The following is a 17,393-nucleotide window of genomic DNA, read 5'->3' on the forward strand; positions in this document are numbered from 1 at the left end:
GATCTTGAATATGACGCTTTTATGGAATAAACTTCTCCAGTAACTCTTTCACCTCAGGGGCAGCCTGCTTCAGGCTGTTTCTTAGTTTCTTCGCGCCACCCCATATACGATAAACGAGCACCTCTTGTTTGTAGTCCTCCAGCTTCTCAAGTACATCTACTAACGTCTTCGCCTGCTCTACACTTTCAATGCCAGCAGATTTCAGTGGTTTGGCAGAATCATTCCCTGCCAGAAGAATCCTTGTCCACACGGGGATCGTATCGGGTGTCAGTCCATGTTCCTCAGCAAATACAGCAGCGTAACCGTCCTGAACCGACTGGTGCTCACTATCCACCAGTTTCATATAGCGATTCACCAATGAAAAATACTCCGTTTCTTTTAGACCTAATCCCATCACCACATAGGTTCCCGGCATCACCGACTTTTCCCCCGGTTCTACATCGTTGTACCACTTGAATTCTTCCATCACATTCTCGGCATATTCAGCAAGCAACGGGTGCAATGAGGGGTATTCAAGTGCATTGGCGAAAAAACGATGTAATGCAGATTTGGCCAACTTGGGTACGGGGAGATAGTTTTTCACTTTGCTTTTGAACTTCATGCCATATTCCCTGGTAAAGCCCTTCCGTAAAATATCACATAGATATACGAGTGCTTCTCTGTAGCTCTCTTCTTCCTCAGAACGAATCTGAACCTCCAGTGTCTGCAAAATATCATTCGCTTTACAGGTGACCCGTTCGCTTGTATATGACGCTGGAATTCTGCCTGATCCGTTCTTAAGCCACTGGGCTGCCTGATTTGAACCCAGTTGTGCTGCAATCTCCAAATAATTCTGCCTTGCATCGGCATCGGTCGAACCCACACGCATCGCGGTGAGCAGGAACATCTCCATGGCGGGGGCAGGAATATCTGAAGGAAGAATATCGGACTTTACCGTATACTCCAGCCCGTAGTTTTTTTCCCGATCTGCGTATTTGGCCAAAAATTCATCTTCAGCCCAATGCACTAAACCTCTACTCAGCTGATGCCTCCATGCTTCCTCCCGTTTGCGGCTGACCTTCACCTTTGCATCCATTCGATTCAGCAGCTCATTCACCCGCTGGGCGTCTATAGGGTACAAATGAGGATCAAGCAGATGCCTTACCAAGAAAAAATCGTCCTCTTCCTTCGGAATAGCTTTACTGGCAGGGTTCAGCTTGTGCTCCACAAACTGTTCGATCGAGGCTAACAGGTGCAGCCGCTTATCTTCGTTCAACAACGAGAATGTAAAATGACTAGCCTTATTCTCCAGGACCACTTCCAGATGAAAATCTAACCGATAACTAAAGAACATAGAACTGAATTCATCCGATTTAAATAACGCCTCTACCTTTTCCCTTAAAATAGGCATCCATTCATCCTGCACCTGTTGGAGTGTGACCCCCTCCGTAAAACCAGGAATATCCACATCTGGTCTACGATGATCCCAATCAAACGGTTCATAGGTATCCACCCATAATCCGTCTCTCTTACAGGTAACCTTTAAATAGTTATGAATCCCCTCGTGAAGAACACTTTTAGTCTGGAATTCGGCGATGCGCTTTTGCTCAGAAGCGTATGTCTGGTCAATCTCCTCCAAAATTGGATCGATGTAGGCTTGTACCCCTGATGTCATGCGATGTGATCCCCCTTTGTACCCTGACAAATTGTAGTTCTTACATAATTAAGATAGACTAATCTTTAACTATTTTATTTCCTGATTATAGCATATCTCTCATTTACATTTGGACTCCATCCCTATAGATTGAGTGCCGGAAAGCAGGTGTATTCTACATGTATTGGGTTTCCACACAATACACCCCAGTGGCTGCTGATGAACTGACAAGCTTCGAACATACCTATGGCATAACTTTGCCCACTCCCTATGCTTCATTTCTCACCCGCTACGGGCCAGGCACTTATTGCGGTCTGCTAGTGATTGAACGACCTGATCCCCTACTACTGCAAGCCTATGCGGAGTACGAACTGTGGTCACATGATGATAACTGTCCGATCACCGCGCAACAGCTCGGCGAGTGCGTGGTGATCGGCAGCTCCATAGATGGGGATTTCCTAGCGGTGCACCCTCAGGTCAAAGGTTTGCTTTGGCTACCGCGACATGCGGAGGTCATTACTAAGAAGCCATTCGATGTTCAGGCCCCATTTACAGATACACTGGAGGATATCCTACGGGATGAATTCGGAAGAATAGAGCCATTCCCTCGTTATTTCGAACCTATCAGTCTGGGTAGAGCCGCAACATTTCTGTTATTTAATCCACCGGAGACGGCGGAAGCTTACAGTTCAGCCATCCCGAACGATCAAGCCTTGCAAATAGCTCCAGCCTCTATACCAATATTGGCTCAGCGTTTTAAGCAGCATTTTGACTCAAATCTATGGATTGAAAACGAGCATATTTGCTTGGCCTTTCTTCAGTCTCTTGGCGGATACGTACGTTTCAATTATGCATATGGACGCGAAGTGGCGATCATTTATGAACCTAAAGCGATAGCCCTACATGATGAAATTCTATCATTCTTGCAAAAAGAACATTGCCAGGTTGTAGAGTAAGAGGAGGACAAATACAGATGACAGTACATTTTGCACATATCTTAGACAAGCTCGGAGGGATCGCTGATCGTCTGAGACAAGGTGGGATGCCTGACGTGGTATACCAATGGACGAAGGGGATTTCCGAAGAGGGACTGATTGAGCTGGAGGAACGGTTGCAGACCCCTTTGCCTGCCTCTTTGTCTGAATTAATAAAGCGGTGTGGCAGCTTACATTTGCTATGGTGCCTCCCTCAACACTGTATTGTAGCCGATGAAGCGGATTGTTCATATGAAAGCGGCAATGACCTTAAACAAGAACCGAATATCCTTGACGATATTACAGGAGAATTTGGCTGGAATCATGAGTATATAAGCTATTTTACATCCTATGGAGAAAACACCGACTCAGCAGCGGACGAACAACGATATCTAATTTTAAACTACAACGGTGCCGGTGATCCGATCCTGCTGGATAGAGCGACATCCGCAATAGAGCCAGCAGTGTTCTGTTATGAGCATGAGGTGGACCAGTTCACGCTGCTCGCAGAAAGTCTACCTGCCTATATAGAAACCATGCTTGCCTTGCACGGGTTATGGCTGTGGGATTGGTCTAACGTGTCAGACGAGCATGGTATTCAACTAGACAGCCCGCCGTTACGGTTGTGGCAGCGCTGGTTGGACACGTTCTGTACGATGAAGCTGGAGGATGCCCAGTCGCTGGAAACACTGATCCATTACACCACCATGCATGGCGTAGATCACCCAGCTGTACTCCATGCTTTTCAAGCCTATGATCCAAAGGATATTTTTCTTGCCTGGAAGCAGCGTATTCAGCATAATCCAGCGCCATTTGCTACATGGGCATTTTTTATTGGGGAGACCGCAGGGATTGGGGCTGCTGATTGGGTCCGCTCTTTATGGAAGCCGGACACGAACGCTGCGCAAGCCTGGAATCCGTCCGCTTCAATTAACATACACGCTGAGAGGGCATTTGTACCGACACGTGCCTATCTATCCGCCCGCTGTCTGCCCGAGCAGGAAGGATTGGAGAATGTTTATGATGATCTGATGCAGCCTACGGGGAAGGATGGCAAATTAGATGGATACACTGTTAGCGGGCAGTTACAGCATTTTCATTCACCACAGGTCATTGACTGGATGCGGGACAAGGTCAATCATCCGGTCGATGGCTGGGCAATCCTGTTCGCCTACTCCCGTCCTGCAGCTGAGCAGGTGATTGAATGGCTATCTGGTAGTGAGCTTCATCAGAAAATTGCAACCGAAGCGCTGGATATCATGATTCAGCGCGATCTGCTGCCCACTCTGGAAGCAGACGTTTGGGCTAGCATCTCAAACCTGCTTCATGCTTCTTTACAACTCGTGATGCTTAAAAAAGATAAACGTCGCATTGAAGCCGTGCTTGAACAGCTTTCAGATTTGAACCTTCGTTAACATCGGAATCGACGTATGCAGACTTGTATGTAAAGGGGTGTGAGGATAAAAAAATTAGCCGCTGCATCAGCGGCTTAATCCTCGAAAAAAAGTATCTATAGTAAATGAAATCAATTCATCATTTGATTTGGCCATAGGAAGCTCAAAATTCAGGAGGAGAGAAGTCAGTCCGTGCAACATACTCCATACGGATCTAGCGATCAGGTGCTCATCCCCTTGAATGATACACCCCTCCTCCATAGCAGCTTTGAGTCCGGTCTCAAGCAACTCAAACCCTTTAAAGCGCCCACTGTCTATGAGGCTAACCAAGCTTACAGATTCGAGGTCGCTGATAAACAGGATGTTGTAGTATTCCGGATTAGCCATGCCAAAACGGACATAAGCATCAGACACTGTTTTCAGGGAGTCCAGCGCATCCAATCCCGCAGCCTGTGCTTCCTCGGCACGCTGCTGAAGAGCCTTCAGGAACAAAGCATTCCCTTCTAGCAGCAGTTCACGGACAACCGCTTCCTTATTGGAGAAATAATGATAAATTGTTGTTGGTGAATATTCGATCTGATCCGCAATTTTACGCATGGAGACTTCAGCATACCCTTGATTCAAAAAGAGCGAGCGGGCAGCCTCAATGATTTTTCGGCGAATCTCACTGCTTTCACGTTCTCGGCGTTTGATATGTTTCATGAATAGATATACATGCCCTTTCTGCCTATCCCAATTTGGCGGCAATACGATCAGCTTCCATTATACCCGAGTTCATAGCTCCTTGAAACCCGCCCCCGGGCTGTGTCCAGGCCCCTACCAATGACAGACGGTTCACTGCTGATTTGTGCTTTAGTCTGTTTATACCAGACTGCCGGACTGTTTGTGCATAACCATAAACAGCTCCGCCGGGATTAGCGGTATAGCGCTGCATTGTGCGTGGTGTGCCCAACTCGGCCACCACCACCTTGCTGCTAAAACCAGGATATAGCTGTTCAAGACGCTCCAATATTTGCTGTGTCACTACTTCTTTTTTGGCTTTATATTCGGGCCTTGCGCTAGGCCAATTCTCCAATCTATCCAAAAAAGTTACGGCGATGACACCCTTCCCCGGTTCATTGAGCGTAGGGTCCAGAGCGTTATAATTAGTGAGCGTCCAGTTGCCTTTCGTATACTGGCCGCTCATCATGGCTTCATAATCCGTCTCCGAATCCGGCTCGTTACATAGGATTAAGTCTTCTTCGGTGATTCCAAGCTCGCGAGGCTCGCATGATAGTCCTAGGTATAGCTGAGTGAGAGATGTGCCAGTCTCTAGTTTGGTTACAGCCTCCAGCTCACGACGAGCAGCATTATGATTTTCCAGCAGACGACCATAGGTATGATGAGGACTGATACCTGACACAACCCAGTTGGCTTTATATACATCCCCCTTTTTCAGACGAACACCAGCTGCCTTACCGCGTTCAAGTATAATCTCAGACACCTGGCTGCGCAGGTGGACTTCTCCTCCAGCTGATTGAATAGCATCGACCAGCGCATTGGATAAAGCCTGTGCACCTCCCTGAATGTAATACGTTCCCTCCAAATGATAGCCAATCCAAGGAATGAAAAAATACAAGGCCGCCAGCCGCTTTGGAGGCAAACCATAATAAGCCCATAGGGCGGTGAAAAATTCCGTGAATCGGTCAGATAAGCCAAACTGACTTATAGCCTCCCAAGTGGTCATTTGCGTCCAGCGGAAGAAGGTGCCTGCTTTGAGCAGACCCACCATCTTATGCCAGGAAGTTAGGGAAGAATAAGCAGAGAAACCCGTTTCAAAACGGCGAATACCTGCGAAAAGCTTGTCGATGGCTGCTATCTCAGCAGGAAACATGTCTTTGAGAAGCTGCATATATTCCTCCACATCGGACGGGATATCAATAATCTGCCCTTCCCAGCGGATCGAGTAAGGGTGCTTTTTGCGGAGAGGAACGATTCGCTGGTCCACATCGCATTCCTTTAACATTCGACCGAAGCTGCCTTCTTCGAGTCCGCCAACGCCGTGCAAGGCGACGTCAAAGGTATATCCTTTTCTTGTAAATTCAGTAGCAAAGCCACCAGCCAAAATATGACTTTCAAATACAGCTGTCCTGTAACCTAGTGCAGAAAGTCTTGCTGCACAAGACAATCCACCCAGCCCTGCACCAATGACAATAACATCAAAATGGTTCATGATTTCATCTCCCTTGTTAACATCGTTATATAAGTTAACAGTGTTAAGTTAAGAAAATTATATACTACCGTATCCCTGTTGAGAAGGAAAATATTTTTATAAAACATTCGAAAATGTAGCGCTTTCACTTGTCAGATTCCAGGGAGGATGCTATTCTTCAAGTGGGATTGTTACTGAAAAGGCAAAACCCGAGTACACTTGTACCCGGAGTTTGCCTTTTTTTTGATTTGTATGAGTTCCACAGCATACAGTCAGGCATCCTGAGCATATAGTAAGCGCTTTAAAAAAACAACAAAGGAGATTATCTTATGCAAAAGAGACGTTTCGCCCTTGTTCTACTATCTTTCGTGTTCCTGCTTACGATCTTTTATCCATCCTCGAACTCTGCCGCAGCAGCAGCCGATGTTCCAGCACCACAGGCCACCCTGCTTACTGAGGTACAGCCTCTGGGTGAGGTTGTTTCAGCCGTTGTCCTGAAATACAGCACCAATATTGACGGAGCATCCCTGTCCACATCCAGCTTTCAGGTTCAATCTGTACTCAATGATGTATACACGGACAGAACCGTGACCGGTGTGTATACCAACGATACCGGTGCCATCACTAACCGCAGTACTCATGGCAAATATGTCGTGATCGAGCTGGATGCACAGGATAAAAACGCAAGCACCCTTACTTACGATTCAACAAGCGCAGTCAACCGCATCAATCCGTTGAACTATTACATTAGCCAAAAGAAGGATATTGCAACTTCAAAGAAAACAGTCGTTCCAGCCTCCGCACAGGCTATAAAAGCAACCGATAAAGTGACACCCATTGTAGACGATTTCCAAAAAAACACTTTTGAAAACAAAGCCGGCTTCAAACTCAACTATTTTACATTTGAACCTAAAGTAGAGCCCGGTAAAACCTACCCGTTGGTTGTATTCCTGCACGGAAACGGCGAACGCGGTGATGGAAACGGGGTTAACCTGCTAGCGAATGCTGGTGCAGTCACCTGGGCTTCTCCGGAGCAACAAGCCAAGCATCCCTCCTTCGTTATCGCTCCTCAAAGCCCGATTGACCTGGAGCATAAATTTATTTGGGCAGATGAACCGCGCAACAGCGCTGTTGCCGATTTGGTACGTGAAACGGCCCTGAAATATCCGATCGACACCAACCGCATCTATATCGTAGGTATTTCTCAAGGTGCCATGGGAACATGGAGATTGTTAGAAAAAAATCTTGATCTGTTCGCTGCTGGCGTACCTATTGCTGGTCTGACCAACTATGAAAAAGCGGTGAACATGTATGCCCCTGTTGACCCTGCACACGTTGAAGTATTGAAAAATGTTCCGATTTGGGCTTTTCATGCTGCAGACGATACGACAGTAAGTCCTAAGAACTCGGAAGAAATGGTTGCTGCCATTAAAGCACAGAACGGAAACCTCATTCACTTCACTGAATACGAAGCAGGGATGATCAAACCCACAGGACACTTCTCCTGGGTTCCGGCTTTACAAAATCCAGATATGATCGAATGGCTGTTTGCACAAAAGAAATAAAAAAAGACACTTGCCTCCCTGTGTACCACCATCAGGAAGGCAGGTGCAATATTAAAACGAGGAGACTAAAAATTTTGACACTGGTATTGCATTTGCAGTTAACTTGAAGCTTGTTACTTCGCGCGCTTCGCAGCTTTGATCGTTCTCAAAGCCCGCCTGCGCGTGATCTTATTCGGACTGCTGAGCTGTCTTCTGGCAGTAGCCACATCCGTTTTAGCCATGTGTAAAGCACCATCCTATTCACTTAGGCTCATATTGGGAGTCTGTGCCTCGATTAAGAAGTTACAAATCTCCCTTTCCCCATATGAAAGAAGCGTCGGGACAGCGAGCCCAACGCTTCTTTATGCTTAATAGCAACTTATACGGTGATTAATTAACCTTTCCGCCCTCTACAACCAATTGATCCGTAAAGCCTTCTCCGTAAACAGAGGTTAGTGTGTCCTTATAGGCTTTATGGACAAAATTTTCCTTACCCAGCGTAGCCAACTCGTTGTTGATCCAGTCCAGCAGTTCCTTATTTCCCTTCGCTACTGCGGGGGCGATCGTATCTTGACCACCGAAGGCTGGAATGCTTACGGTGAAGCCGGGATTGGCCTTGGCCCAAGCGATCAGCTCTGTATTATCATTCGCAATGGCGGCACCACGTTTGTCTTTGAGAGCTGAAAAGATTTCGGTGTACTGGTCGAATTTGAGCAGCTTGATGTCAGGATAATTTTTTGTGAAATAAGTTTCAGCCGTCGTTCCCTTGGCAACAATCAGCTTTTGATCCGAACCCTTCAATTGGTCGATCGTGGTGATTGGAGCGTTGTCGGGTGACGCAATACCAAAGGATAATTTCATATACGGGTTAGCAAAATCGACTTTTTCTTTACGCTCATCGGTCACAGTAAAGTTAGCCATGATGATATCTACCTTGTTCGACTCCAAATAGGCAACCCGGCTGGCGGCATCCACCAGAACGAATTCCACCTTGGACTCGTCGCCCAAGAGATCTTTGGCAAACCGTTTCGCAATATACACATCAAACCCCTGATTCTTCCCTTCAGAATCTACGTAGCCAAAAGGCGGCTTATCCGCGAAAACACCGATTCGAATCTTGCCATTCTTTTTAATGTCCTCAATTGAAGCAAATTTAGCCGAACCCGAACTACCATTGGTGTTTCCAGCTCCTGCACATCCCGCCAAACCGACGAGCAGCAAGCTCAAAGCCAGTAATAACGTTGTGAACTTCATTCCTTTTCTCATCTGTATTCATCCCCCTGTTTATATCGTTTCGTACTGAAATATATCCAGAAAGTGCTGGGCACGCTCTGTTTCCGGTTGGGTAAAAAATTGCTGTGGCGTGGTCATTTCACATATCTGTCCTTGATCCATAAAAACAATACGATCTCCTACCGACTTGGCAAATCCCATTTCATGCGTCACGATAATCATGGTCATCCCCTGCTGAGCTAGCTCTCGCATGACATCCAGCACCTCTCTGACCATTTCCGGGTCCAAGGATGCGGTGACCTCATCAAAAAGCATAATCTCAGGGTTCATACACAGAGCGCGCACAATTGCAATGCGTTGCTTTTGCCCGCCTGATAATTGTCGTGGATACGCATCCTTGCGGTCCAGCAGACCGACTCGCTCCAATAGCTGCTCCGCTTGCGCAAGCGCCTCCTGCCTGTTTCTCCGCTGAACTTTAAGCGGACCGAGCAATATATTTTCCAAGACCGTCATATGCGGAAACAGCTCATAGTTTTGGAACACCATTCCGATATGCTGCCGCACCTCACGCCAATTCACTTTTGTATCCGTCAGATCCTGTCCTCTGTAGCGGATATCTCCGCCCTGGACCGGCTCTAGACCATTAAGACATCTAAGGAGCGTGCTTTTTCCGCATCCCGAGGGACCGAGAATAACCACAACTTCCCCTTTCCTTACGTCCAGACTAATCTGCTGCAATACTTTTCGGTCGCCAAAGCTTTTTTCCAGTCCTCGAATTTCCAATAAAACCTCAACAGCCTCTCCCATGACACCACCCCATCCTGCTAATTTTGCCATCTACGTTCAAATCTTTTGGAAAGTCTGGATAACGGATAGCATACAAGAAAATACAATATAAAAATAAAACCATACACCCAAAAGGATGCCGAAGGCGCCTTAATTACACCAAGTTCAATAATCTGCTGCCCGACCTTGACCACTTCCACGACACCGATCAGCACCACAAGTGACGTGGTTTTGATCATGCGTGTCGCTAGATTAATAGAACCCGGGAGCATGCGGCGCACCGCCTGGGGAATAAGCACATGACGGTATAATTGCCAATAGGTCAGCCCCAATGTCTGCCCGGATTCCACCTGATGCTTGGGCAGTGATTCCAACGCACCTCGTACGATGTCGCCAATTTCCGCCGCTCCCCACAGACTGAATACGATTACTGCCGTCAACTCTCCGCTGATATCCACATTCAGTAAAGGCGTAAATCCAAAATACACGACATACAACCATACCAAAATCGGAATAATGCGGAATGTCTCCAAATAGAATCTCAGCACAAATCGAATCGGTCTTGATTTTAAGGTGCGCAGCAGACCCATCAGAATGCCTAGCAGCGTACCAATAATAATGGAAATTAATGCAATCTCCAGTGTAACGAGCAATCCCCCTAACAGACGCTCGAAATTCGATCCCTCAAACAGCACATTAATCCCCGAACTCAGCATATCGCACCTTCCTTTCCACCCACGTCAGCAGCATCGACAAAGGTAAAAGCAGCACGAGATATGCCAATACCAGCAGAATCAACGATTCTGTCGTTTTGTAGTACATGCCGATCAGGTCTTTGGCCACATTCATCAGATCCAATAAAGCAATGGCACCCACAATGGAGGTCTCCTTGAGTAGAAAGATCGCGTTCGCTCCCAAGGACGGAATACTAATGCTAAATGCTTGCGGCAAAATAACATATCTCGCCAGTTGTATTTTGGACAGTCCGAGGCTCAACCCGGATTCCGTTTGGGTTTTACTCACGGCTTCAATTCCACCGCGGAACGCCTCAGCCATATAGCCCCCGCCCAAAAAGGTCATCCCCACAATGGCACACGTCATTTCGCTCATGTGCAGACCAATTTTCGTAAACCCGTAATACAGAAAATATAACTGTACAAGCAGCGGCGTATTCCGGGAAAGCTCGATATAAGCTACAATGATTCCGCTAATTCCTTTCACCCTGTAATACAGCACAATGCTGCACAGCAAACCGACGACTAGTGAAAACAGAATAGCAAAAAAGGCAATCTTCAACGTCAGCCACATGGCTTCTCCATACAACGGCAAGCTTTCTACAATAAACTCCCAGTCTAAGTTCATATGTACATACCTTTCAATTTTCAATTATTCCTATGTACTTGCTATGCTTAATAACAACGATTGTATTCCTGTCAAATTATTACGTCAATACTTTGATGAAAATTTGTCATATTTATCTATGATTTAGAATGAAAACCGCTATTTCATTTCAGAAATAAATAAAAAAAGTCCGAAATGGAGGGTTTCCATTTCAGACTTTGCTTTGCACTATACGATTCATCATACGATCGGCTCTGTAACTACAGGACCGCCGAGCTTCTCTACAATTAAACGGCTTTCCTCATTTAACCCTTGCAGGGTAATAGATTTACCTGAGTTTCTGTATTTTTGCAGCACCTTGCCAATGGCAGTAACCGCCGAGTGATCCCACACATGTGAATGGCTGAAATCCACTACAACGCGCTCCGGATCATGTGCAGGCTCAAAATGATCGACAAAATGAGTCGTTGAAGCGAAAAACATCGGCCCCCTGACATGGTACACTTTGGCTTCATGATCTTCAGTCGCACTGATACGGATTTTAGCCATTTTCCAGCCAAAATGCAAAGCGCTCAACAGCACACCTACGATCACACCCTTGGACAAATCATGCGTAGCCACCACGATGATGACCGTGACCACCATAATAAACGTATCTGCTTTGGGAACCTTGGCGATGTTTCGGAGCGATTTCCAATCCACGGTTCCGATACACACCATGAACATGACTCCCACCAATGCGCCCATGGGCACTTCCTTTACAACCCCGCCAAGCACGAGCAGCAAGAAGGCCAAGAACACCCCTGCCGTGAAAGTCGACAGACGTCCTCTTCCCCCTGAGCTGACATTAATGACGGATTGTCCGATCATGGCACAGCCACCCATCCCCCCAAAAAAGCCATTTACAAAGTTGGCAATCCCTTGCCCGCGGGCTTCCCGGTTTTTATTGCTTTTCGTTTCGGTCATTTCATCCAAAATACTGGCTGTCAATAGTGATTCCAATAGTCCAACCAGCGCCATCGTAAAGGAATACGGCAGCAAAATCCGCAACGTGTGCCACGACCACTCAATTTGCGGCAAATGAAATGAAGGCAGCGAGCTGGTTAGCGTACCGATGTCTCCTACCGTTTTGACATTCAATCCAAATACATACGTAATGATCGTCATGATAATAATTGCAGTCAATGGAGCAGGAACGCTTTTCACAAATCTCGGTAAAATATACACAATGAGCAAAGTTCCTGCTACCATGGCGTACATGATCCAATTCGCTCCATGAAAGTGGGTAAGTTGCGCCATAAAGACGAGGATCGCCAGTGCATTTACAAACCCGGTCATGACCGGCTGTGAAATAAAGCTAATAAAGCGGCCTATTTTCAAAACACCCAGCAGCACCTGAATGACCCCAGCTAAAATGGTAGCTGCAAACAAATACTCCACGCCATAATCCTTGACCAGACCAACGACCACTACAGCTACAGCCCCGGTTGCTGCCGAGATCATCGCTGGCCGTCCGCCTGCAATAGAAATGACAATCGCCATCGAGATGGAGGCATACAGTCCGACCATGGGGTTGACACCTGCAATGATTGAGAAGGCAATCGCCTCTGGAATCAGCGCTAGCGCCACGGTCATGCCCGCAAGTATATCAGCCCGGATATTGCCGAACCATTGTTGTCTAAAATTCATACAGTTTCGTTCCAGCCTCCTATATTTACAGAGAACAGCATCTTGACCCGCAACCCGATATGGCTCTGGGCATCCGTCCAGCGGTCAATCGCCAAGGCTCTCCTATCATTCAGCTCGTCTCTCTCAAACGAACCCGCTCCGTTATATTCAGTCCATCATTATAACGCAAGGGATTCTTAGAGACGAATGATTTAAAGGGCTGTTTACAGAAAGAAAACCTCCATTTACTTAAAATATCACTCGTTTTCTTCATCTAATTCGTTTTCTTATATTTAAATTTTTTGTAATTTCAGCACAAGCTCCGCTAGGGATTCAGCAATCTCAGAGTCCGCTTGGTGTTGAAGCAAGCCCTCAAAATCAGGTAGCGCTTGCTTTAGTAGCCTACAACTATAGTCATAGTAGCTCCAAAAAGCCACCGGATCATAGCCGCGTGCTTCTTCCTCTTCCCACTCCAGTTCATCTTCTTCGGGGTCGCTGTCTGCTGGCCATAAATACTTCTCATCTAGCAGCCTAGTCAAGGATTCCACAGACTCCTGTGAGTCGGCTTGTAGATCTTCCATGTCTAATGCTTGAATAACCGTATGATACAACTCTAGCTCACTTAGTGTGATATCCTCCGGTCTTCTCGCATGCATATTCCGCAATAAGAATAGTAATGCCCACGGGGTAACCTGCCACAGTGTGCCTTGATGCTCTATCAGATCAGCGATGGCTGCATACTCCCCATTGGATATCAAATGCGGCAATTCCGTGCCTCTACTATAAGGAGTAGTCAGGCGGTGCCACGGTACATCTGCGATTTCAAGAGTATTCATTGAGGCAGTGTTTATTTTATGAGTGTCCATGACGCCTCCTTGTAGTCGGTATCTAGAATCTTCCTGATTTAAAAATAGAGTACAGTAAAAAGGCAACCATTAAGAGCGCTACGACAAAACCAATTTCAATCGCAGGCACGTTCCACAGCAAAGTCGCCTGATGATTTAGCGAAGAACCGATAATCAGCCCGACCATAATAATGCTGAACGCTAACAGCACAATACTGAATGACAGGCGATTGCTGATCTGATCCAGCTTGCGCAACAGCTGTTCCAGCTCGGGTACGGTAACTTCCAGTTTAAGCTTACCCTTGCTGATAATTGAGGTCAGATGCCTTGTCTGTCTCGGCAGCTCCATCAGCGTCTCCACCAGCTCAGCTGCACCACCCAACAGCTTGCCCCGAATACGACGACCACTGAAGCGTTCCTTCAGCAGCTTGTTACCAAAAGGCTCAGCTAATGCAATAATACTGAGGTCGGGGTCCAGATGCTCTACAACCCCCTCCAGGGTCAGCAGCGCCTTGCCAAGCAGCAGGACGTCCGATGGCAACCCAATTCGATGGCGCTGGGCTGCGCCAAACAGGTCGTTCAAAGCATCGCCAATGCTGACCTGTGAGAAAGGAACCTCCGAGTAATCTTCGCGTATCTTATCCAGATCGGCACGGAGCGCATTCAGATCGGTATCTGGTTCAACCAGCCCCAGTCGTTCGATGGCCCGTACCATGGCATCGGTATTTTTGCGCATCAGGGCGATTATGAGGGAAGCGAGGTGATTTTTCATTTCTTCGCTTAGCCTTCCCGCCATGCCAAAGTCCAGATACGCCAGACTTCCATTATTCAGGACAAGCAAATTCCCCGGATGGGGATCGGCATGAAAAAAGCCCTCTATAAAAATTTGATGCAGCATGCTGTTGACCAGCTGCTGCGCCAGTTCTTTCAAGTTATAACCACGGCCCAATAGCTCTTCACGACTACCCAAGTGAGTTCCCTCCAGAAACTCCATGGTCAGTACACGTGAGGAGGTATGGTCCCAGTATATTTTCGGAATATAGATATGTGGGTCCTGCTCAAATTGGAGCGCAATCTTCTCTGTGTTACGGGCTTCATGGTTGTAATCCAGCTCCTTAATGAGCGATCTCCCCAGCTCCTCCACCATCTGGCGAAGCTGATAACGCTCCACCCATTCCCAGCGCTTGGCTGCCATTGCGGTCAATTCCCGTAAAATGTCCAAATCCCGCCGGATGATGCGATTAACGCCTGGACGCTGGATTTTAATGGCGACCATTTCGCCGCTGTGCAGCTTGCCCAGGTGCACTTGCCCGATCGAGGCAGCCGCCAGCGGAACATCGTCAAAACGAACCAGCATGTTCTCTAATGACGTGTCCAACTCCTGCTCCAGAATGCCACGGGCCGTGTCAGGCGAAAAAGGCGGTACCTGGTCCTGAAGCTTAACCAGCTCACGAATAATAGGCTCTGGCAGCAGGTCAGCACGTGTGCTGGCCAACTGTCCAAGCTTGATGAATGCAGGTCCCAGATCCTCCAGCACAAGCCGAATCCGTTCACCCAGCGTTTTGGCTTCGGGGGTTTCTCTCGTCAGCCACTTGCGGGGCAGGGATAGCAGCTGGAACAGTCCCATTTCTTCCACCATATAACCAAAGCCATGACGCGCCAGCGCCATGGCAATTTCCCGGTAACGACCGGCATGCTTCATGCGAACGGCCATTTTAATCCAACCGGTTCGCTTCTTCAGCGTCACTCGAACCCGTAAGCGCCGCCTTTTCTTTTTCCAGCTCCGCTACCTGTTTTTCCAACAATGCCACACGTTGCTCCAAACTTGTGACATCATTTTCGGTAGGTACTTCCAGCTCCTGCAAAATGCGGCTAACCTGCTCGCGGATCATGGTTTTGAATTGTCCCTGTTCCTCTGCCCCTCGTTCGATCAGACGATCGACCAGCGCTTTGGATTCCGAGGGTGCAAGTTCTCCCCGATTTACAAGCTCCTCAACAGCTTTCTCCACCTTTTCTTTGCTGACAACGGTGAGGCCCCACCCCAATGAGATGGCTTTTTTGAACAAATCGCTCATAATATACCCTCCCCTACCTGTGATTACCTATAGTATAACCTGAAAAGGGGAGCCGCATAAAGCTCGCGACTCCCCTCTCCCAATGGATGGAATAGTTATGAATATGATTAGGCTTAACCCGGAAAACGTCCGGCCCATTTAGCAGCCTGAAGCAACAGCTTGCGGTATCCCTCATGCTGGAAACTTGGCTGATTATGTCCAGGCATCAAGTAGACGACCCGGCCCAGACCATAGGACAACGCCCATGCAGCCGGCCACCACTGGCCTTCGTGTTCGTATTCCATCAACAGTGTCTTTTCAGTGAATGGATCAAAATCAAAACGATATGGCTCCTCTTGAATCTCGAACGGCTCAATTCCTTCCATAATCGGATGATCCGGCTCCGTTACCTTGAAGGAAAGCAGCTCCGCTGCCGGATGCCGCAGGAAACGTGCTCCCATGAGCTGTGCGATTTCGTACCGTCCTTGCAATGTGATTCCGTTATGCAGCACAAGCAACCCACCTCCGCCGCTGACATAGGACAGCAGTCCTGCTGTTTGCTGAGGAGACAGAACCTCCTTGCGGCTGTCACAATACGAGATGCACAGATCGAATGAGGCTAAATTTTCCTTAAGCAGCATTTTACGATTCTCACTGCATTGTACCGTCATCGAATCTTGTAAAATATGGCTAATCTCTTCGTCCACCCCTTGTAGCGGGTGAAACTCCGGATACGAATAATCTCCTAGCAGCAATGCTTTTCTTTTTTCCATCAAAAATCCTCCTTGCCTGACTTGTATATAAGGACTTTAAAGGCGGCCCCGATTTCTTGTTTGTGGGGGCAAAACGCTCTGAAAAATCCGTTTGGCCCTCATCTATTTTCCATAACACCGCCATCATTGTCCGAGCTACGGCATATATAAATAATTCTACAAACGGCCTATTAAATCCTTTAGCAGAAGATTATAGCATATATGTTCGCTCTGAATACACTTGTTCAAAATTTTCTAAACGTGACGCTGGCGATTCGGCCCGTTTATGGTATACTCGTAAGAAAAAAAGTGCGTCCAAGCATCTTTTATCATAAAGGACCGCTTTTGTAAGAATTCTATGCTTGCGGTTATAGAATTGTTAAGAATTTCTTTTAAGCTTATACATTCTATAAATCTTAAAACACTGGGGAGGTTGCATGAATGAAAAGGACTGGAATGACCCGGCCCTTGGACAGCTTGGGACGAATTGTGCTTCCTAAAGAGTTGCGCATGACGATGGAGATTGACATCGGCGATCCATTAGAGTTTTTTATTGAAGACCAAACACTCATGCTCCGTAAGTACAAATCAACCAATTGCATATTCTGCGGTTCCGTTGATACCAACACCTATTTTAAAGACCAGTTTATCTGCGATGCATGTGCTACCTCAATGAAAACGGAAGATTTAATTCCGGTCACAGCGACTGAAACCGAGTCACCTCCATTGAAGCAAAATATGCATATGAAAAAGATTTACCAGCGCACGGATGTTATTTTGGAGAAAATGAGAGAGCTGATGGAAGAACATCCGGCATCTTCACAAAAACAGCTTGCTTCCATGCTTGGTGTGAGTCAGGGAAGGATTTCCCAGCTGAAAAAGCTTATGTAGATGAATCGTCCAAAAAACAATGTATACGCTTCCATGTTATGTAAAATCTGATTCTCTTATACTTAGAACAGCCGGACCCTTATGGGG

The 17,393-nt window shown here is 47.1% G+C and carries 17 protein-coding genes; 4 read left to right on the forward strand and 13 right to left on the reverse strand.

The annotated features are described in order from the left end of the window. Positions 1 to 19: 19 nt before the first annotated feature. Positions 20 to 1,654, reverse strand: coding sequence for a DUF6138 family protein (locus tag FKV70_RS08065; protein WP_142612478.1), 1,635 nt, complete (start codon positions 1,652 to 1,654; stop codon positions 20 to 22). A gap of 158 nt (positions 1,655 to 1,812) precedes the next feature. On the opposite strand from FKV70_RS08065, the gene FKV70_RS08070 reads away from it, so the two are divergent. After that, positions 1,813 to 2,589, forward strand: coding sequence for an SMI1/KNR4 family protein (locus FKV70_RS08070; protein WP_142612479.1), 777 nt, complete (start codon positions 1,813 to 1,815; stop codon positions 2,587 to 2,589). Between the two features lie 17 nt (positions 2,590 to 2,606). After that, positions 2,607 to 4,022, forward strand: a complete 1,416-nt coding sequence (locus FKV70_RS08075) for an SMI1/KNR4 family protein (protein ID WP_142612480.1) — start codon at positions 2,607 to 2,609, stop codon at positions 4,020 to 4,022. Positions 4,023 to 4,088: 66 nt separating this feature from the next. Here the strand turns inward: FKV70_RS08075 and FKV70_RS08080 are convergent, their stop codons facing one another. Beyond that, complete coding sequence (locus tag FKV70_RS08080) at positions 4,089 to 4,703, reverse strand: TetR/AcrR family transcriptional regulator (protein WP_142612481.1); 615 nt, start codon at positions 4,701 to 4,703, stop codon at positions 4,089 to 4,091. Between the two features lie 25 nt (positions 4,704 to 4,728). Beyond that, a complete protein-coding gene (locus FKV70_RS08085) occupies positions 4,729 to 6,213 on the reverse strand; it encodes a phytoene desaturase family protein (RefSeq protein WP_142612482.1) in 1,485 nt (494 codons plus the stop codon). A 308-nt stretch (positions 6,214 to 6,521) separates the two neighbouring features. Between FKV70_RS08085 and FKV70_RS08090 the strand changes: the two genes are divergently transcribed. Next, positions 6,522 to 7,757, forward strand: a complete 1,236-nt coding sequence (locus FKV70_RS08090) for a PHB depolymerase family esterase (RefSeq protein ID WP_142612483.1) — start codon at positions 6,522 to 6,524, stop codon at positions 7,755 to 7,757. A gap of 113 nt (positions 7,758 to 7,870) precedes the next feature. On the opposite strand, the gene FKV70_RS25865 is transcribed toward FKV70_RS08090, so the two are convergent. From FKV70_RS25865 to FKV70_RS08135, 10 genes are all read right to left on the reverse strand, one after another. Next, complete coding sequence (locus FKV70_RS25865; protein WP_158453606.1) at positions 7,871 to 7,978, reverse strand: putative metal homeostasis protein; 108 nt, start codon at positions 7,976 to 7,978, stop codon at positions 7,871 to 7,873. Between the two features lie 148 nt (positions 7,979 to 8,126). Then, a complete protein-coding gene (locus FKV70_RS08095) occupies positions 8,127 to 9,002 on the reverse strand; it encodes a cysteine ABC transporter substrate-binding protein (protein ID WP_142612484.1) in 876 nt (291 codons plus the stop codon). An 18-nt stretch (positions 9,003 to 9,020) separates the two neighbouring features. Then, complete coding sequence (locus tag FKV70_RS08100; protein ID WP_064797739.1) at positions 9,021 to 9,776, reverse strand: amino acid ABC transporter ATP-binding protein; 756 nt, start codon at positions 9,774 to 9,776, stop codon at positions 9,021 to 9,023. Positions 9,777 to 9,793: 17 nt separating this feature from the next. Beyond that, the gene (locus FKV70_RS08105; protein WP_142612485.1) at positions 9,794 to 10,471 is read right to left on the reverse strand and encodes an amino acid ABC transporter permease; all 678 of its coding nucleotides are present in this window, start codon (positions 10,469 to 10,471) and stop codon (positions 9,794 to 9,796) included. Then, positions 10,452 to 11,117: an amino acid ABC transporter permease gene (locus tag FKV70_RS08110; RefSeq protein WP_013373509.1), complete on the reverse strand. Its 666-nt coding sequence runs from the start codon at positions 11,115 to 11,117 to the stop codon at positions 10,452 to 10,454. Before FKV70_RS08110 ends, FKV70_RS08105 begins: the two co-directional genes overlap by 20 nt. 219 nt (positions 11,118 to 11,336) lie before the next feature. Then, positions 11,337 to 12,785, reverse strand: coding sequence for a SulP family inorganic anion transporter (locus FKV70_RS08115; protein WP_142612486.1), 1,449 nt, complete (start codon positions 12,783 to 12,785; stop codon positions 11,337 to 11,339). A gap of 272 nt (positions 12,786 to 13,057) precedes the next feature. Beyond that, complete coding sequence (locus FKV70_RS08120) at positions 13,058 to 13,630, reverse strand: hypothetical protein (RefSeq protein ID WP_142612487.1); 573 nt, start codon at positions 13,628 to 13,630, stop codon at positions 13,058 to 13,060. A 22-nt stretch (positions 13,631 to 13,652) separates the two neighbouring features. Further along, on the reverse strand, positions 13,653 to 15,323 hold the full coding sequence (locus FKV70_RS08125; protein WP_142612488.1) for an ABC1 kinase family protein: 1,671 nt from the start codon (positions 15,321 to 15,323) through the stop codon (positions 13,653 to 13,655). A gap of 1 nt (position 15,324) precedes the next feature. After that, positions 15,325 to 15,684, reverse strand: a complete 360-nt coding sequence (locus tag FKV70_RS08130) for a phasin family protein (protein ID WP_063213796.1) — start codon at positions 15,682 to 15,684, stop codon at positions 15,325 to 15,327. 113 nt (positions 15,685 to 15,797) lie between these two features. Beyond that, entirely contained in the window at positions 15,798 to 16,436 is a 639-nt protein-coding gene (locus tag FKV70_RS08135) for a ThuA domain-containing protein (RefSeq protein ID WP_063213795.1), read from the reverse strand. A 420-nt stretch (positions 16,437 to 16,856) separates the two neighbouring features. Between FKV70_RS08135 and FKV70_RS08140 the strand changes: the two genes are divergently transcribed. After that, entirely contained in the window at positions 16,857 to 17,306 is a 450-nt protein-coding gene (locus FKV70_RS08140; protein ID WP_063213794.1) for an AbrB/MazE/SpoVT family DNA-binding domain-containing protein, read from the forward strand. The last annotated feature ends 87 nt before the right edge of the window (positions 17,307 to 17,393 follow it).

Source organism: Paenibacillus ottowii (assembly GCF_006874425.1).
GTDB lineage: Bacteria > Bacillota > Bacilli > Paenibacillales > Paenibacillaceae > Paenibacillus > Paenibacillus ottowii.

Coding starts and splice junctions, on each gene's coding strand:
- FKV70_RS08130 (WP_063213796.1), bottom strand. CDS start 15,684: ATGAGCGATTTGTTCAAAAAAGCCATCTCATTGGGGTGGGGCCTCACC.
- FKV70_RS25865 (WP_158453606.1), bottom strand. CDS start 7,978: ATGGCTAAAACGGATGTGGCTACTGCCAGAAGACAGCTCAGCAGTCCG.
- FKV70_RS08100 (WP_064797739.1), bottom strand. CDS start 9,776: ATGGGAGAGGCTGTTGAGGTTTTATTGGAAATTCGAGGACTGGAAAAA.
- FKV70_RS08115 (WP_142612486.1), bottom strand. CDS start 12,785: ATGAATTTTAGACAACAATGGTTCGGCAATATCCGGGCTGATATACTT.
- FKV70_RS08080 (WP_142612481.1), bottom strand. CDS start 4,703: ATGAAACATATCAAACGCCGAGAACGTGAAAGCAGTGAGATTCGCCGA.
- FKV70_RS08120 (WP_142612487.1), bottom strand. CDS start 13,630: ATGGACACTCATAAAATAAACACTGCCTCAATGAATACTCTTGAAATC.
- FKV70_RS08140 (WP_063213794.1), top strand. CDS start 16,857: ATGAAAAGGACTGGAATGACCCGGCCCTTGGACAGCTTGGGACGAATT.
- FKV70_RS08075 (WP_142612480.1), top strand. CDS start 2,607: ATGACAGTACATTTTGCACATATCTTAGACAAGCTCGGAGGGATCGCT.
- FKV70_RS08070 (WP_142612479.1), top strand. CDS start 1,813: ATGTATTGGGTTTCCACACAATACACCCCAGTGGCTGCTGATGAACTG.
- FKV70_RS08105 (WP_142612485.1), bottom strand. CDS start 10,471: ATGCTGAGTTCGGGGATTAATGTGCTGTTTGAGGGATCGAATTTCGAG.
- FKV70_RS08065 (WP_142612478.1), bottom strand. CDS start 1,654: ATGACATCAGGGGTACAAGCCTACATCGATCCAATTTTGGAGGAGATT.
- FKV70_RS08085 (WP_142612482.1), bottom strand. CDS start 6,213: ATGAACCATTTTGATGTTATTGTCATTGGTGCAGGGCTGGGTGGATTG.
- FKV70_RS08125 (WP_142612488.1), bottom strand. CDS start 15,323: ATGGCCGTTCGCATGAAGCATGCCGGTCGTTACCGGGAAATTGCCATG.
- FKV70_RS08135 (WP_063213795.1), bottom strand. CDS start 16,436: ATGGAAAAAAGAAAAGCATTGCTGCTAGGAGATTATTCGTATCCGGAG.
- FKV70_RS08090 (WP_142612483.1), top strand. CDS start 6,522: ATGCAAAAGAGACGTTTCGCCCTTGTTCTACTATCTTTCGTGTTCCTG.
- FKV70_RS08095 (WP_142612484.1), bottom strand. CDS start 9,002: ATGAGAAAAGGAATGAAGTTCACAACGTTATTACTGGCTTTGAGCTTG.
- FKV70_RS08110 (WP_013373509.1), bottom strand. CDS start 11,117: ATGAACTTAGACTGGGAGTTTATTGTAGAAAGCTTGCCGTTGTATGGA.